General features: G+C 65.9%; 18 protein-coding genes. 6 read left to right on the top strand and 12 right to left on the bottom strand.

What is annotated here, in order from left to right; translation table 11 throughout:
* Positions 1–28: 28 nt before the first annotated feature.
* The 3 genes from ACODTW_RS07375 to ACODTW_RS07365 are packed head-to-tail and all read left to right on the top strand — an operon-like array spanning position 29 to position 4,391.
* The gene (locus tag ACODTW_RS07375; RefSeq protein WP_488945316.1) at positions 29–2,308 is read left to right on the top strand and encodes a TonB-dependent receptor; all 2,280 of its coding nucleotides are present in this window, start codon (positions 29–31) and stop codon (positions 2,306–2,308) included.
* The gene (locus tag ACODTW_RS07370) at positions 2,305–2,889 is read left to right on the top strand and encodes a hypothetical protein (protein WP_488945315.1); all 585 of its coding nucleotides are present in this window, start codon (positions 2,305–2,307) and stop codon (positions 2,887–2,889) included. The genes ACODTW_RS07375 and ACODTW_RS07370 overlap by 4 nt, the downstream gene beginning before the upstream one ends.
* Positions 2,886–4,391: a PepSY-associated TM helix domain-containing protein gene (locus tag ACODTW_RS07365; RefSeq protein ID WP_488945314.1), complete on the top strand. Its 1,506-nt coding sequence runs from the start codon at positions 2,886–2,888 to the stop codon at positions 4,389–4,391. Before ACODTW_RS07370 ends, ACODTW_RS07365 begins: the two co-directional genes overlap by 4 nt.
* A gap of 3 nt (positions 4,392–4,394) precedes the next feature.
* Here ACODTW_RS07365 and ACODTW_RS07360 read toward each other — a convergent pair whose 3' ends face one another.
* The 7 genes from ACODTW_RS07360 to ACODTW_RS07330 form a co-directional block, all read right to left on the bottom strand.
* Positions 4,395–5,564, bottom strand: a complete 1,170-nt coding sequence (locus ACODTW_RS07360) for a M20 aminoacylase family protein (RefSeq protein WP_488945313.1) — start codon at positions 5,562–5,564, stop codon at positions 4,395–4,397.
* 223 nt (positions 5,565–5,787) lie between these two features.
* A complete protein-coding gene (locus tag ACODTW_RS07355; RefSeq protein WP_488945312.1) occupies positions 5,788–6,285 on the bottom strand; it encodes an Lrp/AsnC family transcriptional regulator in 498 nt (165 codons plus the stop codon).
* A 61-nt stretch (positions 6,286–6,346) separates the two neighbouring features.
* The gene (locus ACODTW_RS07350) at positions 6,347–7,735 is read right to left on the bottom strand and encodes an aspartate aminotransferase family protein (protein WP_488945311.1); all 1,389 of its coding nucleotides are present in this window, start codon (positions 7,733–7,735) and stop codon (positions 6,347–6,349) included.
* A 337-nt stretch (positions 7,736–8,072) separates the two neighbouring features.
* Positions 8,073–9,218, bottom strand: coding sequence for an ABC transporter permease (locus tag ACODTW_RS07345; protein WP_488945310.1), 1,146 nt, complete (start codon positions 9,216–9,218; stop codon positions 8,073–8,075).
* Positions 9,215–10,174, bottom strand: a complete 960-nt coding sequence (locus ACODTW_RS07340; RefSeq protein WP_488945309.1) for an ABC transporter ATP-binding protein — start codon at positions 10,172–10,174, stop codon at positions 9,215–9,217. The genes ACODTW_RS07345 and ACODTW_RS07340 overlap by 4 nt, the downstream gene beginning before the upstream one ends.
* On the bottom strand, positions 10,171–11,130 hold the full coding sequence (locus tag ACODTW_RS07335; protein WP_488945308.1) for an HlyD family secretion protein: 960 nt from the start codon (positions 11,128–11,130) through the stop codon (positions 10,171–10,173). Before ACODTW_RS07335 ends, ACODTW_RS07340 begins: the two co-directional genes overlap by 4 nt.
* Positions 11,127–11,801, bottom strand: a complete 675-nt coding sequence (locus ACODTW_RS07330; protein WP_488945307.1) for a TetR/AcrR family transcriptional regulator — start codon at positions 11,799–11,801, stop codon at positions 11,127–11,129. Before ACODTW_RS07330 ends, ACODTW_RS07335 begins: the two co-directional genes overlap by 4 nt.
* Positions 11,802–12,127: 326 nt before the next feature.
* On the opposite strand from ACODTW_RS07330, the gene ACODTW_RS07325 reads away from it, so the two are divergent.
* The 3 genes from ACODTW_RS07325 to ACODTW_RS07315 are packed head-to-tail and all read left to right on the top strand — an operon-like array spanning position 12,128 to position 16,920.
* Entirely contained in the window at positions 12,128–13,489 is a 1,362-nt protein-coding gene (locus tag ACODTW_RS07325) for a protoglobin domain-containing protein (protein ID WP_488945306.1), read from the top strand.
* 7 nt (positions 13,490–13,496) lie between these two features.
* The gene (locus tag ACODTW_RS07320; RefSeq protein ID WP_488945305.1) at positions 13,497–14,468 is read left to right on the top strand and encodes an ABC transporter substrate-binding protein; all 972 of its coding nucleotides are present in this window, start codon (positions 13,497–13,499) and stop codon (positions 14,466–14,468) included.
* Positions 14,469–14,478: 10 nt separating this feature from the next.
* Positions 14,479–16,920: a putative bifunctional diguanylate cyclase/phosphodiesterase gene (locus ACODTW_RS07315; RefSeq protein WP_488945304.1), complete on the top strand. Its 2,442-nt coding sequence runs from the start codon at positions 14,479–14,481 to the stop codon at positions 16,918–16,920.
* A gap of 12 nt (positions 16,921–16,932) precedes the next feature.
* Here ACODTW_RS07315 and ACODTW_RS07310 read toward each other — a convergent pair whose 3' ends face one another.
* The 5 genes from ACODTW_RS07310 to xylB all read right to left on the bottom strand — a co-directional run bounded on the left by ACODTW_RS07310 (position 16,933) and on the right by xylB (position 23,115).
* On the bottom strand, positions 16,933–17,985 hold the full coding sequence (locus ACODTW_RS07310) for a LacI family DNA-binding transcriptional regulator (RefSeq protein ID WP_488945303.1): 1,053 nt from the start codon (positions 17,983–17,985) through the stop codon (positions 16,933–16,935).
* A 91-nt stretch (positions 17,986–18,076) separates the two neighbouring features.
* Positions 18,077–19,486 (bottom strand): sugar porter family MFS transporter, encoded by a 1,410-nt coding sequence (locus tag ACODTW_RS07305; protein ID WP_488945302.1) that lies wholly within the window; start codon positions 19,484–19,486, stop codon positions 18,077–18,079.
* Between the two features lie 208 nt (positions 19,487–19,694).
* On the bottom strand, positions 19,695–21,479 hold the full coding sequence (locus ACODTW_RS07300) for an IlvD/Edd family dehydratase (RefSeq protein ID WP_488945301.1): 1,785 nt from the start codon (positions 21,477–21,479) through the stop codon (positions 19,695–19,697).
* Positions 21,476–22,357, bottom strand: a complete 882-nt coding sequence (locus ACODTW_RS07295) for an SMP-30/gluconolactonase/LRE family protein (RefSeq protein ID WP_488945300.1) — start codon at positions 22,355–22,357, stop codon at positions 21,476–21,478. The genes ACODTW_RS07300 and ACODTW_RS07295 overlap by 4 nt, the downstream gene beginning before the upstream one ends.
* A complete protein-coding gene (gene xylB, locus ACODTW_RS07290) occupies positions 22,354–23,115 on the bottom strand; it encodes a D-xylose 1-dehydrogenase (RefSeq protein WP_488945299.1) in 762 nt (253 codons plus the stop codon). The genes ACODTW_RS07295 and xylB overlap by 4 nt, the downstream gene beginning before the upstream one ends.
* Between the last annotated feature and the right edge of the window lie 7 nt (positions 23,116–23,122).

Below are 23,122 nucleotides of genomic sequence, written 5' to 3'. Positions count from 1 at the left end.
GAAGTCCCCGCATTCAGGGGGTGACGCTATGATGTTGAAACGACTGCTTCTCTCCGCCAGCGTGCTGGCGCTGTCCACCGGCGCCATTTCGGCCCAGACGGTGACGGACGCCGTGGCGACGGACCAGCTGGAGACGGAGATCATCGTGACGGGGGAAAAGATCTCCCGTTCCTTGCAGGAAACACCGACCTCCGTCGCCGTCACCACGGCCCGCCGGCTGGAGACGGAGAATATCGAGACGCTGTCGCAGGTGTTCCAGCGTACGGCCAATGTGGCGGAAACCTATGGCGGCACGGGCTTCACCATCCGCGGCGTGGCCAGCCGCGGCGTGTCGGGCGGCGGTGATGCGCCGCTGGCCACCGTCTATCTGGACGGGGCGGCCATCCCCGACGGGATCCTGGGGTCCGGTCCCACCGACATGTGGGACATGGCGCAGGTGGAGCTGTTCCGCGGCCCGCAATCGACCCTGCAGGGCCTGAACGCCCTGGCCGGGGCCGTCATCCTGAAGACGCAAGATCCCACCTTCGACTGGGATGCCCGCATCAAGGCTGGTGTCGCCACGGCCAAGACCCGGAGCCTGGCCTTTGCCGGGGGCGGCCCGCTGGTGGGGGATGAACTCGCCTTCCGCGTGTCGGCGGAAAAACGGGCGTCGGACGGCTATGTCTATAATGTCCTGCGTGACCGGCCGGCCAGTGAACTGGACAGCAGCCAGGTTCGGGCCAAGCTGCTGTGGCGGCCGGACGCCCTGCCGGACCTGGAAGCGCGGCTGGGCTTCAGCCATTACAGGCGCACCGACGGCTATATCTTCACCTATGTCGACACGACCATCCCCGATTTCTATGAAGACCGGCAGGCCAATGTCGATGCCGACCAGTATAATGACATCAAGGCCGATATCGGCACGCTGGATCTGAGCTATGCCCTCGCGGACGGGCTGTCGCTCAGTTCCGTGACCAATTACAGCGAGACCGATTACGACCGCGCCTATGACGGCGATTACGGGCCGGAAGCGCGCAGCTATGGCCGGAACACCGGCGACTACAAGACCTTCTCTCAGGAAATGCGCCTTTCCTATGACAGCGAAGGGCTGAAAGGTCTGCTGGGCGCCTTCTACTATAACCGGGATGAGACGACGGGATCGACCAGCCGCACCCTGGTACCGACGCCGGCATCCCAGATCCAGGGGCTGTTGCAAGGCGCAGGGCTGGGGGCCGCCGCGGCGTCCAGCATCGCCAGCCTCTACACCACGGCGCTGCCCAACATCCCCGTCCGCTATAACAACGATAACCCCATGAAGGTGGAGACCATGGCCGTCTTCGGCGATGGGCGTGTGTCGTTGGGGCTGGACGGGCTGTCGCTGCTGGCGGGGTTCCGTTATGACCGCGAACGCAACCGTGTCGCCAATGCCCAGACGGCGATCTTTGACGGCACCCTGCCGACGCCGTCCGCCTATGGCGCCTATGCCCCCCTGATCACGGCCATCAATAACGGGGTGCTGGGTCTGGTGAAGCAGGCGTCGGGGACTGCTGCGGAAACGCGCCGTACCTTCAACGCCTTCCTGCCCAAGTTGGGGGCGGAGATGGAATGGACCGATGATCTGTCTACCAGCTTCATCGCCCAGCGCGGCTATCGCTCCGGCGGCAGCAGCCTGAACACGGCCCGGTCGCAATCCTTCGCCTATGACCCGGAATTCACCTGGAATTATGAATTGTCGATGCGGTCGCAATGGCTGGATGACACGCTGACGGTCAATGCCAATGCCTTTTACGTCGATTGGAAGGACCAGCAGACCAGCGCCAATTTCGGCCTGAACCTCTATGACCGGCACACGGTCAATGCCGGCCAGTCCCATCTTTATGGCGGAGAGCTTGAGATCAGCCATCGCCTATCCAGCGACCTGGACTGGTACGCCTCCATCGGCCATACGCGCACGAAGTTTGATGAGTTCAAGACGACCCTGGGCACGGCCACGGATTATTCGGGCCGCGAATTCCCCTATGCCGCGCACTGGACCCTGGGCGGTGGCGTCAATCTGCGCTTCGGCGACGGGTTCCTGGCCAATGTCAATGCCAGCTATCGCGGCAAGGTCTATGACGATGTGACCAAGGCCAATGACCCGAACAGCCGGCTGGATGCGCGCACCCTGGTCAATGCCCGCCTGGCCTATGAGGTGGGGGAGTGGACCTTTGCCGTCTATGCCAACAACCTGTTTGACGAACATTACCTGCAATATAACCGGTCGGAATTCAGCCGCGCCCTGCTGGGCGATCCGCGTGTCGTCGGCCTGACGGTGGAGACGCGGCTGTGACCGGGCCGTCTTTGTCGGTGGAGGCGGCGCTGATCATGGCGGGCGGCCTGTCGGGGGCCTTCATCCTGCGCCATCTGTGGAAGCAGCGGCCGGCCGGGCGTTTGCCCTATCTGCTGGCCGGCTGGGGCCTGCTGCTGGCCAGCCTGATCTGGCCGGCCTTTGCCATGGGGCCGGCGCGCGGGCCCTTTGTGGCCCTGGCGCTGCTGTCCATTGCCGGGCTGGCCGTGGTTGCCCAGAATTACCAGCGCCGCAAGGCGCGGGCGGGCGGGCGCGGGGGGACAGACGGGCTGGCGCCAGAACCGCTGGACCGGCCGGGCGCGCCCTGGCGCACAACGCTGCGCTGGCTGCTGGCCGGGCCCATCGGCATGGTGGCCGCCCTTGCGCTGGCCATCGCTTTTGCCACCTGGACGCCGGGGGAGACGCAGACGCGTCTGCTGCTGGCGGGGCTGCTGGTCCCCGTCCTGTGGGGCGGGGCCATGGCCTGGACCCTGGCCGATAATCGCATCGGGCGCGCCACGGCCGTCCTGACGGGCACGGCCGTGGTCGGCTTCGCCATCTCCATCCTGAAGGGGTTCACATGACGGACGCGCCCATCGCCAAGCCGGCAACTGTTCCGGCGGGGGGGCGCGCGGGCGCCCTGTGGGGGCGGCCCGGGGTTGTCGCCGCCGTATTGAAGGGGCACAGCGCCCTGGGCCTGGCCTTCGCCGCCCTGCTGTATCTGGTCTGCCTGACCGGGTCGCTGGCCGTTTTTGTCAATGAATTCAAACGCTGGGAAACCAGTGGCGCCCCCCGGCTGGAAGAGGTGACACCCCAGGCCGTGCAGGCGGCGGTGGAGGCTGTTGCGCGTGAGGCGGGGGAGGGGCTGGAGCATATTTTCGTCTATATGCCCGATGATGCCTTTCCCGCCCTGCGCCTGTCGGCCGATGGCAAGGTGGGCCGGACCTGGGTCGCCGACGCCGAGGGGCAGTTGGTGGCCGATGCCGCCACGCCCTGGACGGAATTCCTGATCGGGCTGCATGTCTATCTGCATCTGCCGCGCAGTTGGGGCCTGTTCCTGGTGGGCATGACGGGGGTGGCGCTGCTGTCATCGCTGATTTCCGGGGTGCTGGCCCATCCGCGCATCTTCCGCGATGCCTTCCATCTGCGGCTGGGTGGGTCGCGGCGCTTGCAGGAGGCGGATCTGCATAACCGCATCGGCGTCTGGGCCCTGCCCTTCCATGCCATCATCTCCACCACGGGCGCACTGCTGGGCCTGTCCACCCTGATTGTCGGGGTGCTGGGCATGGCCCTGTTCCAGGGCAATGTCGGCAAGGTCTATGCCCTGTTCCAGGTGCCGGAACCGGCGGAGGACCCGCGCCCGGCGCCCATGCCCGACCTGATCCCCCTGTTCGACCGGGTGGCGGCGGAAAGCGGCGGCACCATCGCCTATATCCGCCTGGAACATCCGCTGGAGGCCGGGGGCTTTATCCGTTTCGACGTCAAGGACGGGTCGCAGCGTCTGGCCGACAAGGACAGTCTGATCTTCACCCGCGATGGCGCCCTGTTCCATCTGAAGCGGGCGGCGGAGAATAATCTGGGCGAAGGCATCCTGGGCGCGCTGGGGCCCGTGCATTTCGGCTGGTTCGGCGGTGGTATCGTGCGCATCGCCTATGGCTTGCTGGGGCTGGGCCTGACCTATCTGTGCATCAATGGCGTCACCATCTGGCTGTCCCGCCGCCGCGACAAGGGGCGCCCCGCCCCCGGTTGGGAACGGGTGTGGACGGCCACCATCTGGGGCCAGCCCGTGGCCCTGGCCGCCGCCGTGCTGCCCAGCCTGCTGCTGCCGGCCCCGCGCATGGGGATGTCGCTGCTGGTCTGGGGATTGGTCACGCTGATCTGTTTGCTGCCGGCGCTGCGCCTGTCGCCGGACCGGATCAGCCGGCTGGGGCGGATGGCGACGGCGGCCCTGCTGCTGGGGCTGCCCCTGCTGCATGTATCCCTGAAGCCGGCGGGTGACGCCATGGCCTGGGTCATCAACGGGGTGCTGCTGCTGACGGGGCTGGCGCTGGCCGCCAGCCTGCGGTGGCGGCGGCGGGCAGGGTGAGCGTCACGCCGCCAACAGGCTTTCCACCAGCCCGGCATGCAGGCGGATGCCGGTGGGCATGATCTCGTCGTTGAAATCATAATGCGGGTGGTGCAGGGGGCTGGTGCCGCAGGCGCTGTGCCCATGGTCGGCACCCTGGCCCAGCCACAGATAGGCCCCCTTGGTCGCCTGCAGCATGAAGGCGAAATCCTCCGACGTGAAGGCGGGGTCCGGCGCCGTGAAGGCGTGCGCGGCGACCTTTGCGGCCACCGCAAGGGCTTCGGCCGCGGCATCGGCATCATTGATGGTGGCCGGGTAATAGCGGTCATAGGTGATGTCCGCCGTCACGCCATGGGCCAGGGCCACCCCTTCCACGATCTGGCGCAGGGCGGCTTCGATCTTGTCCTGGATGGCGGGATCGAAGCTGCGCACCGTGCCGCCCAGGGTGACGGCGGCCGGGATGACATTATGGGCGTGGCCGCCCTGGATGCGCGTCACCGACAGCACGGCCGTCGACATGGGCGGGATGCGGCGGGCGATGATGGTGTTCAACTGTCCCACCATCTCGCTGGCGGCCAGGATGGCGTCGGGCGTGACATGGGGCATGGCGGCATGGCCGCCCTTGCCGTTGACCACGATCTCGAACTTGTCGGCGGCCGCCATGATCGGGCCGGGGCGGGTGGCGACATGGTGGGCGGGCAGGTCCGGCCAGTTATGCAGGGCGAAGACCCGCTGACAGGGAAAGCGGGTGAACAGCCCATCCTTCACCATCTCCCGCGCCCCGCCCAGCCCTTCCTCGGCCGGCTGGAAGATGAAACGGACGGTGCCGTCAAAGCGGCGCGTGCGGGCCAGGTGCCGGGCGGCACCCAGCAGCATGGTGGTATGCCCGTCATGGCCGCAGCCATGGAAGACGCCGGCCTTTGTGCTGGCGTGCGGCAGGCCCGTCTGTTCTTGGATGGGCAGGGCGTCCATGTCGGCGCGCAGGCCGATGGTGCGATCCGACGTCCCGGCGCGCAGGATGCCGACGACGCCCGTGCCGCCAATGCCTTCATGCACCTCCAGCCCCAGATCCCTCAACGCGGCGGCGACCAGCGACGCCGTGCGATGTTCCTGGAACCCCAGTTCGGGATGGGCATGGATGTCGCGGCGAAAGGCGACAAGGGCGGGCAGAAGGTCGGCGATGCTGTCGGGCATGGGGTGGTCCTTGGAGCCCATCTGGTTGAGTTGGAAAAGAAATGGCACTCACGCCGGTCATCCCGGCGAACGCCCGCAGGCGCTAGAGTCTGTCAGGTTTACGCTGAAGCGCTTTCCACCGTGACCCCGGCGAAGGCGCTAAGTTAGTCCCTTGGAATAAGGTGCCTTCCCCGCTTTCGCGGGGGAGGCAGGAAGAAATATAGGCTCTGCGCTCCACGAAAATTCACCCCCCCTGATCCCCGAACAGGGTCTGGATCGGGTAATGGTGCTTGATGAAGGGCGACTTGATGACGACATAGCTGAAATATTTCTCGATCCCGAAATCACCCTCCAGCATCCCTTCGATGATGGTCTGGTAATGGGCGACCCCCTGGGTCACGAATTTCAGCAGATAATCATAGCCACCGCTGACCAGATGGCATTCCACGATCTCGTCGATCTTGCGGATGCGCGTCTCGAACCGGGAAAAGTCGCCGCTGCGATGTTCGGTCAGGGTCACCTGGGTGAAGACGGTCAGGAATTCACCCAGCTTGGCCAGATTGATATGGGCGCCATAGCCCGTGATATAGCCGGCCTTTTCCAGCCGCTTGACCCGCGTCAGGCAGGGGCTGGGCGACAGGCCGACGGCATCGGCCAGTTCCACATTGGTGATGCGGCCGGCCTGTTGAAGCTGCGCCAGGATCTTCAGGTCGATCCGATCCAACTTGGGTCCCGGTATCATGCCTCGAACGCCCTTTCCCCTGATGCCCGACGGGCTTTGGACAAAGACAAGGTCCTGACGGTCAAGCCAGTGCGGCCCGGATGTCCGGCGCTTCCAGCATGTCGTCCAACGTCTTCCGGATGCGCTGGAAAATCAATGCCATTTCGGCTTCGTTACAACAGAGCGCCGGGGCCAGACCGATGATGTTGTCTCCAAACGCGCGGAAGATCACGCCATTGCGGTAGCCCTGCGCGAACAGCCGGTCGGGCAGCTTCAGCGATGCGTCGAAGCGGGTCTTGGTCTGCTTGTTGGTGACCAGTTCGATGGCGCCCAGCAGGCCCCGGCCGCGCACGTCGCCGACCAGCGGGTGATCCTTCAGGGACTCCAGCCCGGTGGCGAAATCGAGCCCTCGCGCCTGACCATTGGCCAGGATGCCGCCTTCGGTATAAAGCCGGATCACCTCCAGCCCGACGGCCGCACTGACCGGATGGCCGGAGTAGGTGAAGCCGTGGCCCACCACCTGGCCCTCGCCCGTGCCGCTGGCGATGCCCTGATAGATCGCTTCCGACATCAGTACGGCGCCCATGGGCACATAGCCGGCGGTCAGGCCCTTGGCCACCGTCATGATGTCGGGTTCCACCCCTTCGGCCTCACAGGCGAACATCGGCCCGGTGCGGCCGAAGCCGGTGATGACCTCGTCCGCGGCGAACAGGATGCCCAGCTCACGGCAGGTCTCCCGCATGGCCTTCAGCCAGCCGGACGGCGGTACGACGACGCCGCCAGAGCCCTGGATCGGTTCGCAGAAGAAGGCGGCGACATGGTCGGGGCCGCCCAGTTCTTCCACCTTGGCCCGCAACTGCGCCACCGACCGGTCGATGACGGCCTGCGGGTCATGGCCCACATCGCTGCGGTACGGGTAAGGCGACGGCAGATGATGCTGCCACGGCCGCGGCACATCGAAATTCCGGTGGAAATTGGCCAAGGCCGTCAGCCCGGCGCCCGTGTTGGAGGAGCCGTGGTAGCCGCGTTCCAGGGCGATGAAGTTCTTCTTGGTCGGCTTGCCCAGGGCGTTCCAATAATGGACGATGTAGCGGATGGCCGAATCCACGGCGTCCGACCCGCCCAGGGTGAAATAGACGCGGGTCAGGCTGGCCGGCGACAGTTCCACCAGCTTTTCCGCCAGCTTCACCGCCGGCTCGCTGCCGAAATGGAAATAGCCGGTGGCATAGGGCAGGCGGCGCATCTGTTCGGCCGCCACTTCCACGATGCTGTCATGGCCGTAGCCGACATTGACGCACCAGAGACCGGCGAAGGCGTCCAGCAATTCGTTGCCGTCGATGTCGGTCACATACATGCCCTTGGCGCTTTGCAGCAGCGTGGCGCCGCGGGCCTCATGCCCGTGGAAGGACGTGACGGGATGGATCAGGTGGTCCCGGTCGATATCCAGGATGGAACGGTTGCGCTTCAGCATCGGTCTGGTGCCCTGTGGCAGGGAAAGGCTGGATGCAAGCCTAGGCCCCGCCGGCCGGGTCAAGACACTGATCTTGCCCCCGGCGGGGGGCGCTGCGGGGGATTTTGCCGGGCGGTGGCGGCATTTTGTGCTGTGGGTGGCGCTATTGAATTCTGTCTGGTTTGGGCTGAAGCATCCTCTCCCGTCATCCCGGCGCAAGCCGGGACCCAGGGGGGCAAGCGCCCGACCTATCGGCGGCTTCGATCAACGTGGCGTCGATGGTTGATCCTGTGGCCCCTGGGTCCCGGCTTTCGCCGGGATGACGGAAAAGGGCGATTTAGCCTGAAACCAACAGACTCTAATCCAGCGTCTGGCGGTAGCGTTTCACGGCCAGCACCGACACGGCCAGCAGGAAGACGGCCAGGGGCCAGAGGTCTGGCCAGATTTCGGCAAAGCCGCTGCCCTTCAGCATCACGCCGCGCACGATGCGCAGGAAATGGGTCAGCGGCAGCACCTCCCCGATGGTCTGGGCCCAGTCGGGCATGCCCCGGAAGGGGAACATGAAACCCGACATCAGGATCGACGGCAGGAAGAAAAAGAAACTCATCTGCATGGCCTGCAACTGATTGCGGGCGAGCGTGGAAAAGAGGAAACCCACGGCCAGATTGGCGATGATGAAGATGATCATGCCTGACGCCAGCGCCAGCGGATTGCCCAGCATGGGCACGCCGAACAGCAGGCGGGCCGCCGTCATGATCACGCCCACCTGTACCCCGCCGACCAGGATGAAGGGCGCCAGCTTGCCCAGCATCACCTCTGTCGGGCGCACGGGCATGGCCAGCAGGTTTTCCATGGTGCCGCGCTCGCGCTCCCGCGTCACGGCCAGGGCCGTCATGATGATCATGGTCATGGTCAGGATGGTCCCCACCAGACCTGGCACGATATTATGCTGCGTCAGCCCCTCCGGATTGTAGCGGCGATGCACCCGCACCTCCACGGGGCCAGGGGAAGGGGCCAGCGGCGACAGCGCCCCCGTCATGGTCTGGGTCAGCACCATGTCGACGATGCGCTGCAAGGCGCCCACGGCATTGCCGGTGGCGGCGGGGTCGGTGGCATCGGCCATGACCAGCAAGGGCGGGCGCTCGCCGCGCATCAAATCGTGGCCGAAGCCGGTGGGGATTTCCACGGCGAACTGCACTTTGCCCTGGTCCAGCAGCAGATCCATCTGCCCCGGCCCATCGGCGATCAGCGTCACCTCGAAATAATTGCTGGTCTGCAGGGCGGAGACGATGGCGCGGCTGAACTCGCTGCTGTCATGGCTCAGCACGGCCGTGGGCAGATGCTTGGGATCGGCATTGATGGCAAAGCCGAACAGCATCAGCTGAATGACGGGAATGCCGACCATCATGGCGAAGGTCAACCGGTCCCGCTTCATCTGGATGAATTCCTTGATGACCAGGGCCGCCAGCCGGGCGAAGGAGAAGCGGGGGGCCAGATCGCTCATTTCCGCCCCTCCCCGTGGCTGAAATTGTCGGGTGCGGCCTGCATCAGGTGGATGAAGGCATCCTCCAGGGTCGGATCGCCGCGCCGCCAGTCCAGCCCGTCCTGTCCCATCCAGGGGCCGACGGCGGCATCCAGGGCCGCCCCGTCTGGTCCGCTGACATGCAGGGTGGCGCCAAACGGCGCGATCATGGTCACGCCCGGCCGGCCCGACAGGGTGCGGGCCAAGGCGGCGATGCGGTCAGGCGGGCCGCTGACATGCCAGGTGGACAAGCCGCTGGTCGCCACCACCTCTGCCACCGTGCCATCGGCCAGCAGCCTGCCATAGGCCAGATAGGCGATGCGGTGGCAGCGCTCCGCCTCATCCATATAGTGGGTGCTGACCAGCACGGTCATGCCCTCCGCCGCCAGGGCGTGGATTTCGTCCCAGAATTCCCGCCGCGCCTTGGGATCGACGCCGGCCGTCGGCTCGTCCAGCAGCAGCAGGGCCGGTTCATGCAGGATGCAGGCGGCCAGCGCCAGCCGCTGTTTCCACCCGCCCGACAGGGTGCCGGCCAGCTGATCCTGGCGATTGACCAGACCCAGCCGTTCCAGCGCGCGCGCCACCCGCGCCCGGCGGTCGGACAGGGCATAGAGCCTTGCCACGAAATCCAGGTTCTCCTTGATGGTCAGGTCCTCATAGAGGCTGAATTTCTGCGTCATGTAGCCGACGCGCTGCTTGATGGCCCAGGCGTCGCGCCGGATGTCGAAGCCCAGGCAGGTGCCTTCGCCGGCATCGGGCACCAGCAACCCGCACAGCATGCGGATGGTCGTGGTCTTGCCCGAGCCGTTGGGGCCCAGGAAGCCATGGATGCGGCCCCGGCCCACGCGCAGGGTAACATTGTCGACGACCGGCTTGCCGCCGAAGCGCTTGGTCAGGCCGCGCACATCGATGGCGATGGCAGGATCGGCGGCATTCATGGCTTTGTCCCCGCGGGGCTGGCCGTCACCGGCTGGCCCGGATGCAGGGCGGCAGGGTCGGGCGTCAACTGGGCCTCCACCCGGTAGACCAGCTTGGCGCGCGTCTCCCGGCTGTAGATGACGGGCGGGGTATATTCGGCCTCTGACGCGATGCGGCTGATGCGGGCGGTCAGGCCGGGCTTGCAGCTGTCGCAGCTGACCGACAGAGTGCCGCCCGGCGCCAGACCGGCACGGCTTGTTTCCGGCACGAACAGCACCAGCTTCACCGCGTTGGGCGGCAGCAGGCTGACCACCACGCCGCCGGCCGGCGCCCATTCGCCTTGCTTGCGTACGATATCATCGACCAGGGCGTCGGCGGGGCTGTTGATGTGGCGCTGTGACAGGCGCCATTCGGCCTGGGCCACGGCGGCGCGGGCGGCCTCAGCCTGCGCCTCGGCTGCGGCGATCTGGTCGGGGCGGGCGGGCAGGCGGGCCGTGGCCAGCTGCGCCTTGGCCTGTTCCACGCGGGCAGCGGCCTGGGCGGCCGTGGATTGCGCCTGTTCCAGCCGGGCCTTTGCGGCGACATTGTCGGCCGCAAGGGATTTCTGCCGTTCCAGGTCCTGGCGCGCCTGGCGCAGGGCGGCGTCGGCCTGACGCAACTGCGCTGTCCAGCTCTCAATCTCCTCCGCCCGCGCACCCAGGCGGCGGTCGGCCAGGGCCGCCTCCGCCTGGGCCAGACCGGCCTTCGCCTCCGCCAGCGCGGCGCGGGCCGCCGTGTCGTCCAGGGTGAACAAGGGCGCACCCGCCTGCACCAGGGTGCCTTCACCGACGGAGACACCCGCCACCCAGCCGCCTTCGGGGGCGGCGATGCGCAGATAGTCGCCTTCCACATAGCCCTGGAAGGTCGTTTCCTCCGCCCCCCGACCGCAGGCGGCAAGCGGCAGAAGCAGCAGCAGGGGCAGGACGCGGCGGATCATCTTGTCTCTCCAGCGCCAGGATTGGCGGCAATCGAACGCAGGAACAGGTCGGCATGGGTGGACAGCAGCCGGCCAACGGGCAGGGGCGTATCCTCGACAGGGGCGAAACTGGCCTGCCAGAGCGCGGAAAGCAGGACTGGGGCCATGAACAGCCGTGCCGTCATTTCCGGGTCTTCCATCGGCCGGAATTCCCCGCTCGCCACCCCGTCGCGCAACAGGCCGGTCAGCAGGGCCAGCCCCCTGCCGATCACTTCCTGCCGATAGAACCGCGCCATCTCGGGAAAGTTTCCAGCCTCGGCGATCACCAGCTTGGGCAGGGCCACGATGCGCGGATTGGTGACGATGGGCGCCAGACTGGCCAGCAGATGGCGCAGCCGGCCCGACGCGGTGCCTCCCGCCGCCCGGCTTGCCGCCTCCAGTGCCGCCACGCGCGGCAGCAGGCTTTCGCGTACCAGCGCTTCGAACACGGCCTGCTTGGAGGGGAAGTAGAGATAGAAGGTGCCCTTGGCCACACCGGCCCGCCGGGCGATATCCTCCATCCGCGTGGCGGCGAAGCCTCTTTCGACGAAGCAATCCAGGGCAGCAGCCAGCAGTTCCGCCGGCCGCGCCTCCTTCCGGCGCGTCCGGGGTGCGGGCGGATCGGTACCGGCCTGGGGTGCTGTGTTGCGCATGATACCGATTCTCTAGATAATGACTATCTGGTCAGTCATTAGGGCGCCGGTTTCATCAATTCGTCAAGTTCGCAGGTGCAATGCAGATGTGGGTGGCAGGGTGAACGTTGATCATTCAATGTTTTTTCCTTCCACCAGACGGACAGTGGAACATCGAGTCGGAAATTGACCAGCCGACATCGGTAACATTGCTTATATCACTAGAAAATTTGAGAAAACCAACCATGAGCATGGCTATTCGTTGCGGTCGTTAAGAACTTATTCGATAGTTTGGGGGATAAGAGGCTTATGTCTTTTGTTGAGGTTGCGGGGGGTTGGGAATTCACATGTCAGGTCAAGTTCAGATTGATCGCGAAGGCCGATTGGCATTTCTAGGTATCGACCGGCGTACACAGGCGACCCTGGCAGCGATACGGCCGCAGATTGCAGAGGCATTGCCGTCGGTTATCGACGCCTTCTATGGGGACCTGAAACGCTGGCCGGACATGATGCGCATGTTCCGCAACGAAGCGAGCATGCGCCATGCGCGTGAACGCCAGCTGCAGCACTGGCTGAACCTGTTCAGCGGCAATTTCGACGACAGCTATTTCGAAAGCGTGCGCGCCATCGGCCGTGTCCACAGTGCCTTGGGGCTGGAGCCCCGCTGGTATCTGGGCGGCTATGCCGTGACCATGACCCGCATCTATGACCTGCTGATCAAGGGGTCCAGCAGCCGCCTTCGTCCCGCCGACGCGGAAGCGCGCCTGTCCGATGCGCTGCGCGCCGTCAATCTGGCCGTCATGCTGGACATGGAACTGGTCATTTCCGTCTATCTGGAGGAGAACGCGGCGCGTCACGCCCGCCATCTGGACGAGATTTCGGGCAATCTGGATGCGCATGTGCGCGGCATGGTGCATGGTGTGGCCTCGGCCGCCACCCAGCTGGACAGCAGCGCCCAGCGCATCCGCAGCGCCGCCCATGACACCTCCGACCGCGCCCAGGGCGCGCATCAGGCGGCGGCGCGGGCGACGGAGAATGTCAGCACGGTTGCGTCCGCATCGGAACAGCTGTCCGCTTCCATCAACGAGATCGCGGCCCAGGTGACCCGGTCGACCAGCGTTGCCCGCGACGCCGTGGTCGAGGCCGGTAATGCCGACAGCACCATCGGTGCCTTGGCGGAGGCTGCCGGCCGCATCAACCAGGTCGTCGACCTGATCAGCGACATCGCCAGCCAGACCAACCTTCTGGCCCTGAATGCCACGATCGAGGCAGCGCGGGCCGGGGAGGCCGGCAAGGGCTTTGCCGTCGTCGCCAGCGAAGTCAAGCAGCTGGCCAACCAGACGGCCCGGGCCACAGAGGATATCGCCCTGCAGGTGACGGAGATGCAGGCGCGCATGGATAAGGCTGTCCACGCCATCGCCACCATCGACCGGACCATCCGGGAAATGGACCAGATCTCCAGCACCATCGCCGCTGCGGTGGAGGAGCAGGGGGCCGCCACGCGGGAAATCGCACGCAACGTGCAACTGGCGGCTATGGCTACCGCTGAAGTTGGTGATAATGTTTCTGGTGTTGCCGGTGCGGCGGAAGCCGTTGGGCAGGTGGCCGGGGAGCTCGGCGATGCTTCGGACGACCTGTCGCGCAAGGCAGAAGAGCTTCGCACCGGCTTCGACACATTCATCGTGGCACTGACGGACGCGGCGAGATAGGCAGGACATGGAACGACAGACCCGAACCGGCTACGGCGTTGCGGCTCTGTTGTTTCTGTCGGGATGCCTGATCTTCCTGGCCGGTGCCATCGGCGTCGTGAAGGCGCCGGAACGTCCCCTGCATATCGGTACCAACCTGTGGATCGGGTACGAACCGTTTCATCTGGCCCGGGCCAATGGCCTGCTGTCGGATGACGTCACGCTGGTCGAGGCGCGATCGTCGCCATCGCTGATGACGGCCCTGGTGGCCGGCACGCTGGACGGCGCGGCCCTGACCCTGGACGAGGTTCTGCGTCTGGAGGCTGCGGGGCAACCCATGGCCATCGTCATGGTTCTGGACGTTTCCAACGGGGCCGACGCCGTGCTGGCGCGCGGTGCTGCGACCGCAAAGACGCCGATCAAGGGGCGGCGCATCGGGGTGGAAATTGACGGTGTCGGTTCCTATGTTCTGCACCGCTTTCTGGCCCTGCGCGGACTGACCAAGCAGGATGTCACCATCGTGCCGGTGGCGGCCACCGACCATGTCGGCGCCTTTGACCGTTTCGACCTGGATTTCCTGGTCACCTACGAGCCGCTGGTTTCCCGCCTGACGGGGGCCGGCGCCGTCCGCGTCTTCGACAGCGGGTCGATGCCGCAGGAGATCATTGATGTGCTGGCCATCCGGCGCGACCGGATTGATGGTCACGGGAAGGCCCTGCGGGCGCTGGCCAAAGCCTGGTATGCGGGTGTGGAATTGCTGCGCGACCCCAACGGCGCCGGCCTGGAGCGGGTTGCCTGGCGCCAGGGATTGCCGGTGGACAGTGTGAAGCATGTTTTGGAGCGGCTGGATTTCCCCGGCGTGGCGCGCGGGCGCGCCATCCTGTCGGGCGGCGGCGCATCGGCGATTGCCAACATGGCCAACTGGTTGCGGGCGGAAGGGGCCATCGGTGAGGTGCCGGACGGCCCCGTCCTGAATCCATCACTGCTGCCGGACGGCTGAGGAGGCGGCGATGCAACCGACGCTTCTGCGGCTCATGCTGTTGCCACCCTTCCTTGGCATCATGGCCATGGCTCTGGTGGCCTGGTATCTGGCCTATCCGGCCATGGTGCAGAGCGTTGTCGAGCGCGAGCGGCAGATATTTGAACAGACCGGGGCGGCCATCGCCCAGGAACTGTCCGATCACGACCAGCGCTCCAGCCTGTCGCAAGTGGAGGTACTTGACCGGGCCGCCCTGCGCGTGGCCGCCGATACGGTCCTGCTGGTGGATGCCGGCAGCATCGTCACCTATACCAACGACATCCTGCGTGAAGGCGGGGCGCTGTCTGAACATCCGGCCGTGCCGGAGCCCATCCGCGTCGCGGTTTCCACGCGATCCTGCGGCCGCGGCCTGGCGCTGGCATTGGGGGAACGGCTGGTGGCCGGCTGCTGGCCGGTCACGCCGGGGGGCAAGCTCTATGCGGGGCAGGCCAACATTGCCGGGCATGTCATTCTGGCCCGCCGCATCGATTGGCTGATGACGCAGGCGCGGGCGGATCTCTGGAACCAGAGCCTGCGGCTGGGTGGCGTGCTGGTCATGGTGGTCGGCCTGCTGATCTTCCTGTCGGTGCGGCTGATCCTGGACCCGGTGGCCCAATTGGGCGCACGGCTGTCGCGCATCGGGATCGATGACCACGCCCTGCACCTGCCGCGCGCCGGGGGCATCCGCGAGATCCGGGAATTCACCGCGGTGCTGCGCACGGCCGTCTTCGCCCTGCGCGGGCGCGAGCGTGAATTGCAGGCCGTGCTGGATACGGCCGTGGATGGTATCGTCACCATCAATCAGGACGGCATCATCCAGCAGGCCAATCACGCCATCGCCCGCCTGTTCGGCTATACGGTCGACCAGATGATCGGCCAGCATATCCGTGTCCTGATGACCGATGCCGACGCCGCCCGCCATGATGAATACGTCAAGACCTATCTGGCCGGGGGCCCGTCGCGCGTGATCGGCCGTGGTCGGGAGGTGGTGGCACGCCGCCGCGACGGCACCACCTTCCTGGCCTGGCTGTCCATCGGCCGCATGGAATTGCCCTCAGGGCTGCATTTCACCGGCATGGTGCGCGACGTCACGCATGAGCGCATGGCGGAATTCGAGCTGCACCGGCTGGCCCACCATGATCCGGACCTGGGTATCTTCAACCGCCGCTCCTGGGAGGTTGAAACAGCCGGTCTGCTGGCCGATTGCGACGGAGAGTCCGGGTTCTGGATCCTGCAGGCCACGGTGCGCAACCTGGATGATCTGGTGGTGACCTTCGGCCCGTCCGTGGAAACCGACGTGATGGGTGCCATCCATCGCCGCATCCAGGCGACGCTGCCGCGATGCGAGATCATGGCCCGCCTTTCCCGCACGGAACTGGCCTACGCCCTGCCGTCACCGGGTGGCGTGCCGGCCTCCGATGCCGGCGTGCTGCTGGCCGTGACCTTTCGCAAGGGCGTCGATCTGGGCGGTGTGATGGTGCTGCCCGATCTGCAATTCGTGATCACCCCGCGGGCGCAGCGCTTCTCCGGGGCTGCCGACCTGCTGCTGGCCCAGAATGCCGGCAGCGCCTGGGCCGCGGAAACGGCCGACCATCGGGCCAGTTCCGTCTTCACCTATGACGATCATGTCGCCAGCAGCATCCGCGACCGTACCGCCATCGCCGCGGAACTGCCGCAGGCCATGGCGCACGGCCTGCTGACGCCCGTCTTTCAACCGCAGATCCGGCTTTCCGATGGGCGTGTGCGCGGGGTGGAAACGCTGGTGCGCTGGCGGGGGGAAGGGGGCCTTACCGGTCCCAGCCCGGCCCAGTTCATTCCCATCGCGGAACGGATCGGGCTGGTGGGGGAGATCGACCGGCTGGTGACGGCCCGCACCATGGAGCTGCTGTCCGCCGGTGCCCTGGGCCTGCCGCGCGACGCCGTCATTTCCATCAACGCGTCGGTCAAGGAACTGGCCGATCCGGACTGGGTCGACCGGCTGATTGAAGTGGTGCGGGCCGCCCAGGTGCAGACGGCCCGGCTGGAGATCGAGGTGACGGAAACCGCCGTCATCGAGAATCTGGACCGCGCGGCCGGTGTGCTGGCGCATCTGCGGTCGATCGGCATCAAGGTGGCCATCGATGATTTCGGCGCCGGATTTGCCTCGCTCTCTTATCTGAAGCACCTGCCGGCCGACCTGATCAAGATCGACCAGAGCTTCATCCGCGATCTGGTGGAAAGCCGGCGCAGCCGTGACATCGTCGCCGCCGTCATCGATCTGGCCCATAAGCTTGGCATGGAAGTGGTGGCCGAAGGCGTGGAAAATGCGGAAACAGCCGCCATCCTGGCCGATGCCGGCTGTGATATCGGCCAGGGTTGGCATTTCGGCCGGCCCATGCCAGCCGAGACCCTGCACAAATTCATGATGGAAAGGGGCGCGGCGGAGAGGCGTTGACCGCCCCCGGGATCAACCCACCGGCACGGTCGATTCGCGCTTCACCAGCTTGTAGGCCAGCAGCTTCTGTTCCGGTCCATCACCGCTGCGACCCGGCTGCCAGCGGCTGCGCATGGCGCTGGCCAGCGAGGCGACGGCGGCCTTGCCCATGGCGGCGATGGGCTGGCGGATGGTGGTCAGCGGCGGCCAGACCGTCGTCGCGATCAGCGTATCGTCGAAGCCCGCCACCGACAGGTCGTTGGGCACGTCCAGATGCAGCCGGTGGGCCACGGAAATGGTGGCGGCGGCCATATCGTCATTGGCGGCAAAGATGGCCGTCGGCCGATTTTTCACGGTCAGCAGCTTCTCCGCCGCCTCCAGTCCCGAGGCATAATCGAACTGGCCCTGTTCGGTCAGGATGTCGCCGGCGGCAATGCCCGCCGCCTCGCACCCGTCCAGGAACCCGTGCAGGCGCATGTCGGATGCCGACTGGTTCTTGTTACCCTTGATGAAGCCCAGGCGGCGATGGCCCAGCGCCACCAGATATTCCGTCATCTGCCGGGCTGCGGCGTAATTGTCGATGCGGATGGTGGGCATGGTCGGGTTGGGCCGGCCCGTGGCCACGGCCACGGCGATGACATTGGCCTGTTCCAGCATGGACAGGATGGGCTTCGACTCGCAGAGCGGTGGCGGCAGGATAAAGGCGTTGATGCCGCTGGCCAGCAGCTTGGTCACCGATGCTGCCGCCTTGGCCGTGCCGGCGCATTTTTCCACCACCAGCTGGTGGCCCTCACGGCTGCTTTCATCCAGCGCGCCCACTAGGAATTCCGACAGGTAGGCGCTGGACGGGTTGGAATAAAGCAGACCGATGCGCAGTACCTCCGACCCCGCCAGCCGGCGGGCGGCGGGGTTGGGGGTGTAGTTCAACTCGCGGATGGCGGCTTCGACCAGGGCACGGGTATTCTCGTTGACCTTGTCATCCTTGTTGATGACGCGGGACACGGTCATGGAGGAAACACCGGCGCGGGCCGCCACCTCGCGAATGGTCACGGCCTGGGTGCCGCGCCGTCTTTGCCGTTCCGCCATTCCCTGCCCGCCCCCGGTCCCGTCTCGACTTAGAAAAACCGCCTCTTTATCCGCCTTTCCAGGCGGCTTGTGCAACCGTTTCCCGCCGCACTCAGCCTTCCATATTCTCCAGCTCCCGGCCCTTCGTCTCATGCACCAGGGCGCGGACGAAGAAGAAGGAGATGGCGGCGCAGACGGCATAGAAACCATAGGCCCCCGTCAGCCCGACCGACCCCAGCATAATGGGGAAGGTCATGGTGATGCCGAAATTGGCCGTCCATTGGGCAAAGCCCGAAACGGCCAGACCGGAGCCGCGGATCTGGTTGGGGAACATTTCGCCCAGCATGACCCACATGACGGGGCCCCAGGAGAAGTTGAACAAAACCGCATAGGCATTGGCGCTGACCAGGGCCACCAGACCGGCTGTATCCGACAAATGCAGCTTCCCATCGACGATGGAGCCGGATGCAAAGCAGACCACCATCAGGCCCAGCGTCACGGCCATGCCGGCCGACCCGATGATCAGCAGCGGCTTGCGCCCCAGCTTGTCGACCAGGGCCATGGAGGCAAGGCAGCCCAGGATGGACAAGGCACCGGACAGGATATTGATGCGCAGCGCATCGGCCTCGCTGAAGCCCACGGCCTGCCACAGCACGGCGCCGTAATAGAACACGACATTGATGCCGACCAGCTGCTGGAACACGGCCAGACCGATGCCCGTCCAGACGATGGGGCGGATCTTGCCCGACGCCTTGTCGATCAGGTCGGACAGTTTGGGCTTGTGGTGGTCCTGGGCCAGGCTGTCGCGGATCTCCACCACCTTGGCGGCACCGGCAGCGGGGCCGAACAGACGGGTCAGCACGGCGCGGGCCTCATCCTCGCGGCCCTTGACCACCAGAAAACGCGGGCTTTCCGGGATGATCAGCAGGGCCAGCAGGAAGGCGGTCGCCGGGATGACCTGCGCCCAGAACATCCAGCGCCAGGCTTCATATCCCATCCAGAAGGGCTCGGTGGACCCGCCGGCATAATGGGCGATCAGGTAATTGCCCAGGAAGGCGCCCGTCAGGCCGGAGATGATCATGATCTGCTGCACTGACGACAGCCGGCCGCGGATGGAAGCGGGTGTGACTTCGGAGATATAGGCCGGCGACAGCACCGACGCGGCACCCACGGCCAGACCGCCGATCAGGCGGGCGATGACGAACACGCTGGAGCTGTGGGCGGCACCGGCGCCGATGGCGCTGATGATGAACAGCAGGGCTGCGATCATCATCACTTTACGCCGGCCGATCATGTCGGCCAGTCGCGCGGCGCTGAAGGCACCGGCAGCACAACCCAGCAGGATGGATGCGACATTGAAGCCGGTATCGATGCTGTCGGAATTGAAGGCCTTTTTCAGGCCGTCGACGGTGCCGTTGATGACGCCGCTGTCATAGCCGAACATGAACCCGCCAATGGTCGCCACCGCCACGATCGCGGCGATGAAGCCCATATTGACCTGTTCCTCCCTGGAACCGCTCATCATTATCTCCTGTCTGTTTCCTGCGCCGCTTGATTAATGCGCTTGGCTTGTCTGGTTGCTGCCTCCCCCGCGAAAGCGGGGGTCCAGGGGGTACAACAGCCCCACAAGCGTATTTTGATATCCCTGAAGCCGTCTTGCCTGTGGCCCCTGGACCCCCGCTTTCGCGGGGGAGGCAGGCAGGAGGGGCGACATCCTTTCTCAATCGACCTCAATGATTATGCCGGGGCGTCTCTTCCGCCACGCCCCGGTATTTCAACGCCATTTCCAGACAGCCGCCGCTGTCCAATTGCCCGACATGGGCGCGGTACAGTTCCTGCCACGGCGTCTTCGACGCCGGGATGGGCGGGGCCGGCTCGCTGCGGCGGCGGGCCAGTTCGTCCTCGGCCACCACCATGTCGCAGGTGCCCTTGTTGAGGTCCAGGCGCAGCGTGTCGCCGGTGCGCAGCAAGGCCAGCCCACCGCCCGCCGCCGATTCCGGACTGGCATTCAGGATGGACGGGCTGTCGGACGTGCCCGACTGCCGCCCGTCGCCGATGGTGGGCAGGCTGGTGATGCCCTTCTTCAGCAGGGCATCCGGCGGCTGCATGTTCACCACCTCGGCCGAACCGGGGAAGCCCAGCGGGCCGGCACCGCGCACGACCAGGATGCAGTTCTCATCAATGTTCAGCGCCGGATCGTTGATCCGCTCGTGATAGTCATCCGGCCCGTCAAAGACGATGGCGCGGCCTTCATAGACCCCTTCGTTCCCCGGTCGCGACAGGTAGCGGCGGCGGAAATCGTCGGAGATGACGCTGGTCTTCATGATGGCGAAGTCGAACAGGTTGCCCTTCAGCACCAGGAAGCCCGCCCGTTCCTTCAATGGCTGGTCGACGGTGAAGATCACCTCGCGGTCATGCGTCTGCCGGCCCTGGATATTCTCGGCCACGCTTTTGCCCGTGACGGTCAGGCAGGACGTGTCGATCTTGCCGGCCGCGGCCAGTTCGCACAGCACGGCGGGCACGCCGCCGGCCCGGTGGAACCGTTCGCCCAGATATTTGCCGGCCGGCTGCATATTGACGATCAGCGGCACGTCATAGCCATAGGCGCGCCAGTCATCATGGCTGATCTCCACACCCGCATGCCGGGCCATGGCCACGATATGCGGCTGGGCATTGGTCGACCCGCCGATGGCCGAGGTGGCGACAATGGCGTTGATGAAGGCCTGGCGCGTCAGAATCTGCGACGGGCGCAGATCCTCATACGCCATGTCGACGATGCGGCGGCCTGTCTCATACGCCATCTGCCCGCGTTCACGGTAAGGCGCGGGGATGGCGGCACAGCCGGGCAGGGACAGACCCAGCACCTCGGCCACGGCATTCATGGTGCTGGCCGTGCCCATTGTGTTGCAATGGCCGGCGGACGGGGCCGACGCGGCGGCCAGATCCAGGAACTGTTCTTCGGTGATCTCCCCCGCGCCCAGGCGGCGACGACCCTTCCAGATCACCGTGCCCGACCCGACCAGTTCCCCTTCGAACCAGCCATCCAGCATGGGCCCGCCCGACAGCACGATGGCGGGGATGTCGACCGTGCTGGCCGCCATGATGCCCGACGGCGTGGTCTTGTCGCAGCCCGTGGTCAGGACCACGGCGTCGATCGGATAGCCGTGCAGGATTTCCACCAGCCCCAGATAGGCCAGATTGCGATCCAAAGCCGCCGTGGGCCGGCGGCAATTCTCGAAAATCGGATGGACCGGAAACTCAAACGGAATGCCGCCGGCATCCCGGATCCCGTCCCGCACGCGCCGCGCCAGATCGACATGGATACGGTTGCAGGGCGACAGGTCGCTGCCCGTCTGGGCGATGCCGATGATGGGCTTGCCCGACCGCAATTCCTGCGGCGTCAGACCGTAATTCATGAAGCGCTCCAGATAGAGCGCGGTCATATCGGCGCGGCCCGGCGCATCGAACCATTCACGCGAACGGAAGCGGCGGGCGGGACGGGGATCGTTGCTCATGCACGCACCTTTGCCGGGGGCAGGCCGGCCACCGGACTTTGGAAAGTGAAAAGACCACCGGCCAGCGGCTGTTCCGCCAGTTCGGCCGCCGACAGGCCCTTGGCCGCCGTCGTCACATAGACGGTGCGCAGGTCCGGCCCGCCGAAGGCCAGCTTGGTGATGTTGCCAACCGGAAAGGAGACGGACCCCAGAAGCGTGCCATCGGGTGCATAGCGGCGGATGGACCAGCCGCAGAACAGGCCCGTCCACACACAGCCTTCCGCATCCACGGCCATGCCGTCGGGATAGCCTTCGCCCTCTCCGATCCGGGCAAAGACGCGGCGGCCCGACAGGCTGCCATCATCCTGGATGTCGGCGGCATAGATGGTCTGGCCCAGCGTGTCGGTATGGTACAGCACCTTGCCATCCGGGCTGGTGGCCGGACCATTGGTGATGGGGATACCGTCCAACACACGCACCGGTTCGCCACCGGTCCAGCGGTAGAAGGCGCCGCTGGCGGCTTCTTCGGCATCATCCATGCTGCCGAACCAGACACGGCCCGTGGCATCGGTGAACCCATCATTCAGGCGATTGCCCGCCCGCTCCGTCTCCACGCCGGTCAGCCTGGTAAAGCTGCCATCGGCCGGATCGAAATGGTGCAGCCCGTGCGGCATGCCCACGATCAACCCGCCGCCCGCGCGCGGCAGGGCAAAGCCCGGCTGGTCAGGGGCGTCCCAACTGTCCTTGGCGCCTGTGGCCGGGTCCAGCCGGTGGATGCGGCGTTTCTTGATGTCCGTGAGCCAGACGACGGACGCCTCGGCATCCCAGCAGGCGCCCTCGCCCAGCGTTGCGCCAAGGTCCCAGGCCAGTTCCGGCTTGATGGAAGAAAGATCGTTCATCGCCACCCCGCATCGACGAAGTAATTGTGCCCCGTGCACAATCGCGCATCGTCGGACGACAGGAATAACACCATGGCGGCGATGTCGCGCGGCTCGACGCGCTGCTTCAGGCATTGCAGGCCCAGCATCCGCGCCTCTTCCTCCGGATTGTGCCACAGGCGCATCTGGCGGGGCGTCTTCACGCCGCCGGGCACGACACAGGTGACGCGGATATTATCCTCGCCCAGGTCGCGGGCCAGCGCGCGGGTCATGCCCTCGATCGCGGCCTTGGCCGTCTGGTACAGCGCGATGTCCGGCAGGGCCAGATGCCAGGAGATGGAGCCCAGATTGATGATGGCGCCACCGCCATTTTCCTTCATCGCCGGCACCACGGCCTGGGCCGCGAAGAACAGGTGGCGCAGGTTGACGGCCATGCGGTTGTCCCAATAGGCGGGCGTCACCTCTTCCACCTTGTGGCGGTCGTCATTGGCGGCATTATTGACCAGGATATCGATACCACCCTCGGCCGCGATGATGCCCTCAATCGTCGCCTTGACCGCGTCCAGATCGGTCAGGTCGCAGCGGGTGAAGGTGGGCGGTACTTCTGCGCCCGCCAGGCTGGCGACCAGTTCCTGGCTGTCGGCTTCCGCCACATCGACGAAATGCACGCGCGCCCCCTGGCGCACGAAACCTTCCACCAGCCCCGCGCCGATGCCGGAGCCGCCACCGGTGATCAGCACCCGCTTTGCGCGCAGGCTGGGGTAAATCGCATGGGTCATCTTGTCT

The organism is Niveispirillum sp. FG148 (assembly GCF_057809655.1).
Note: the sequence above shows the minus strand (reverse complement) of the source record. Positions and strands in the feature narration are given on the sequence as shown.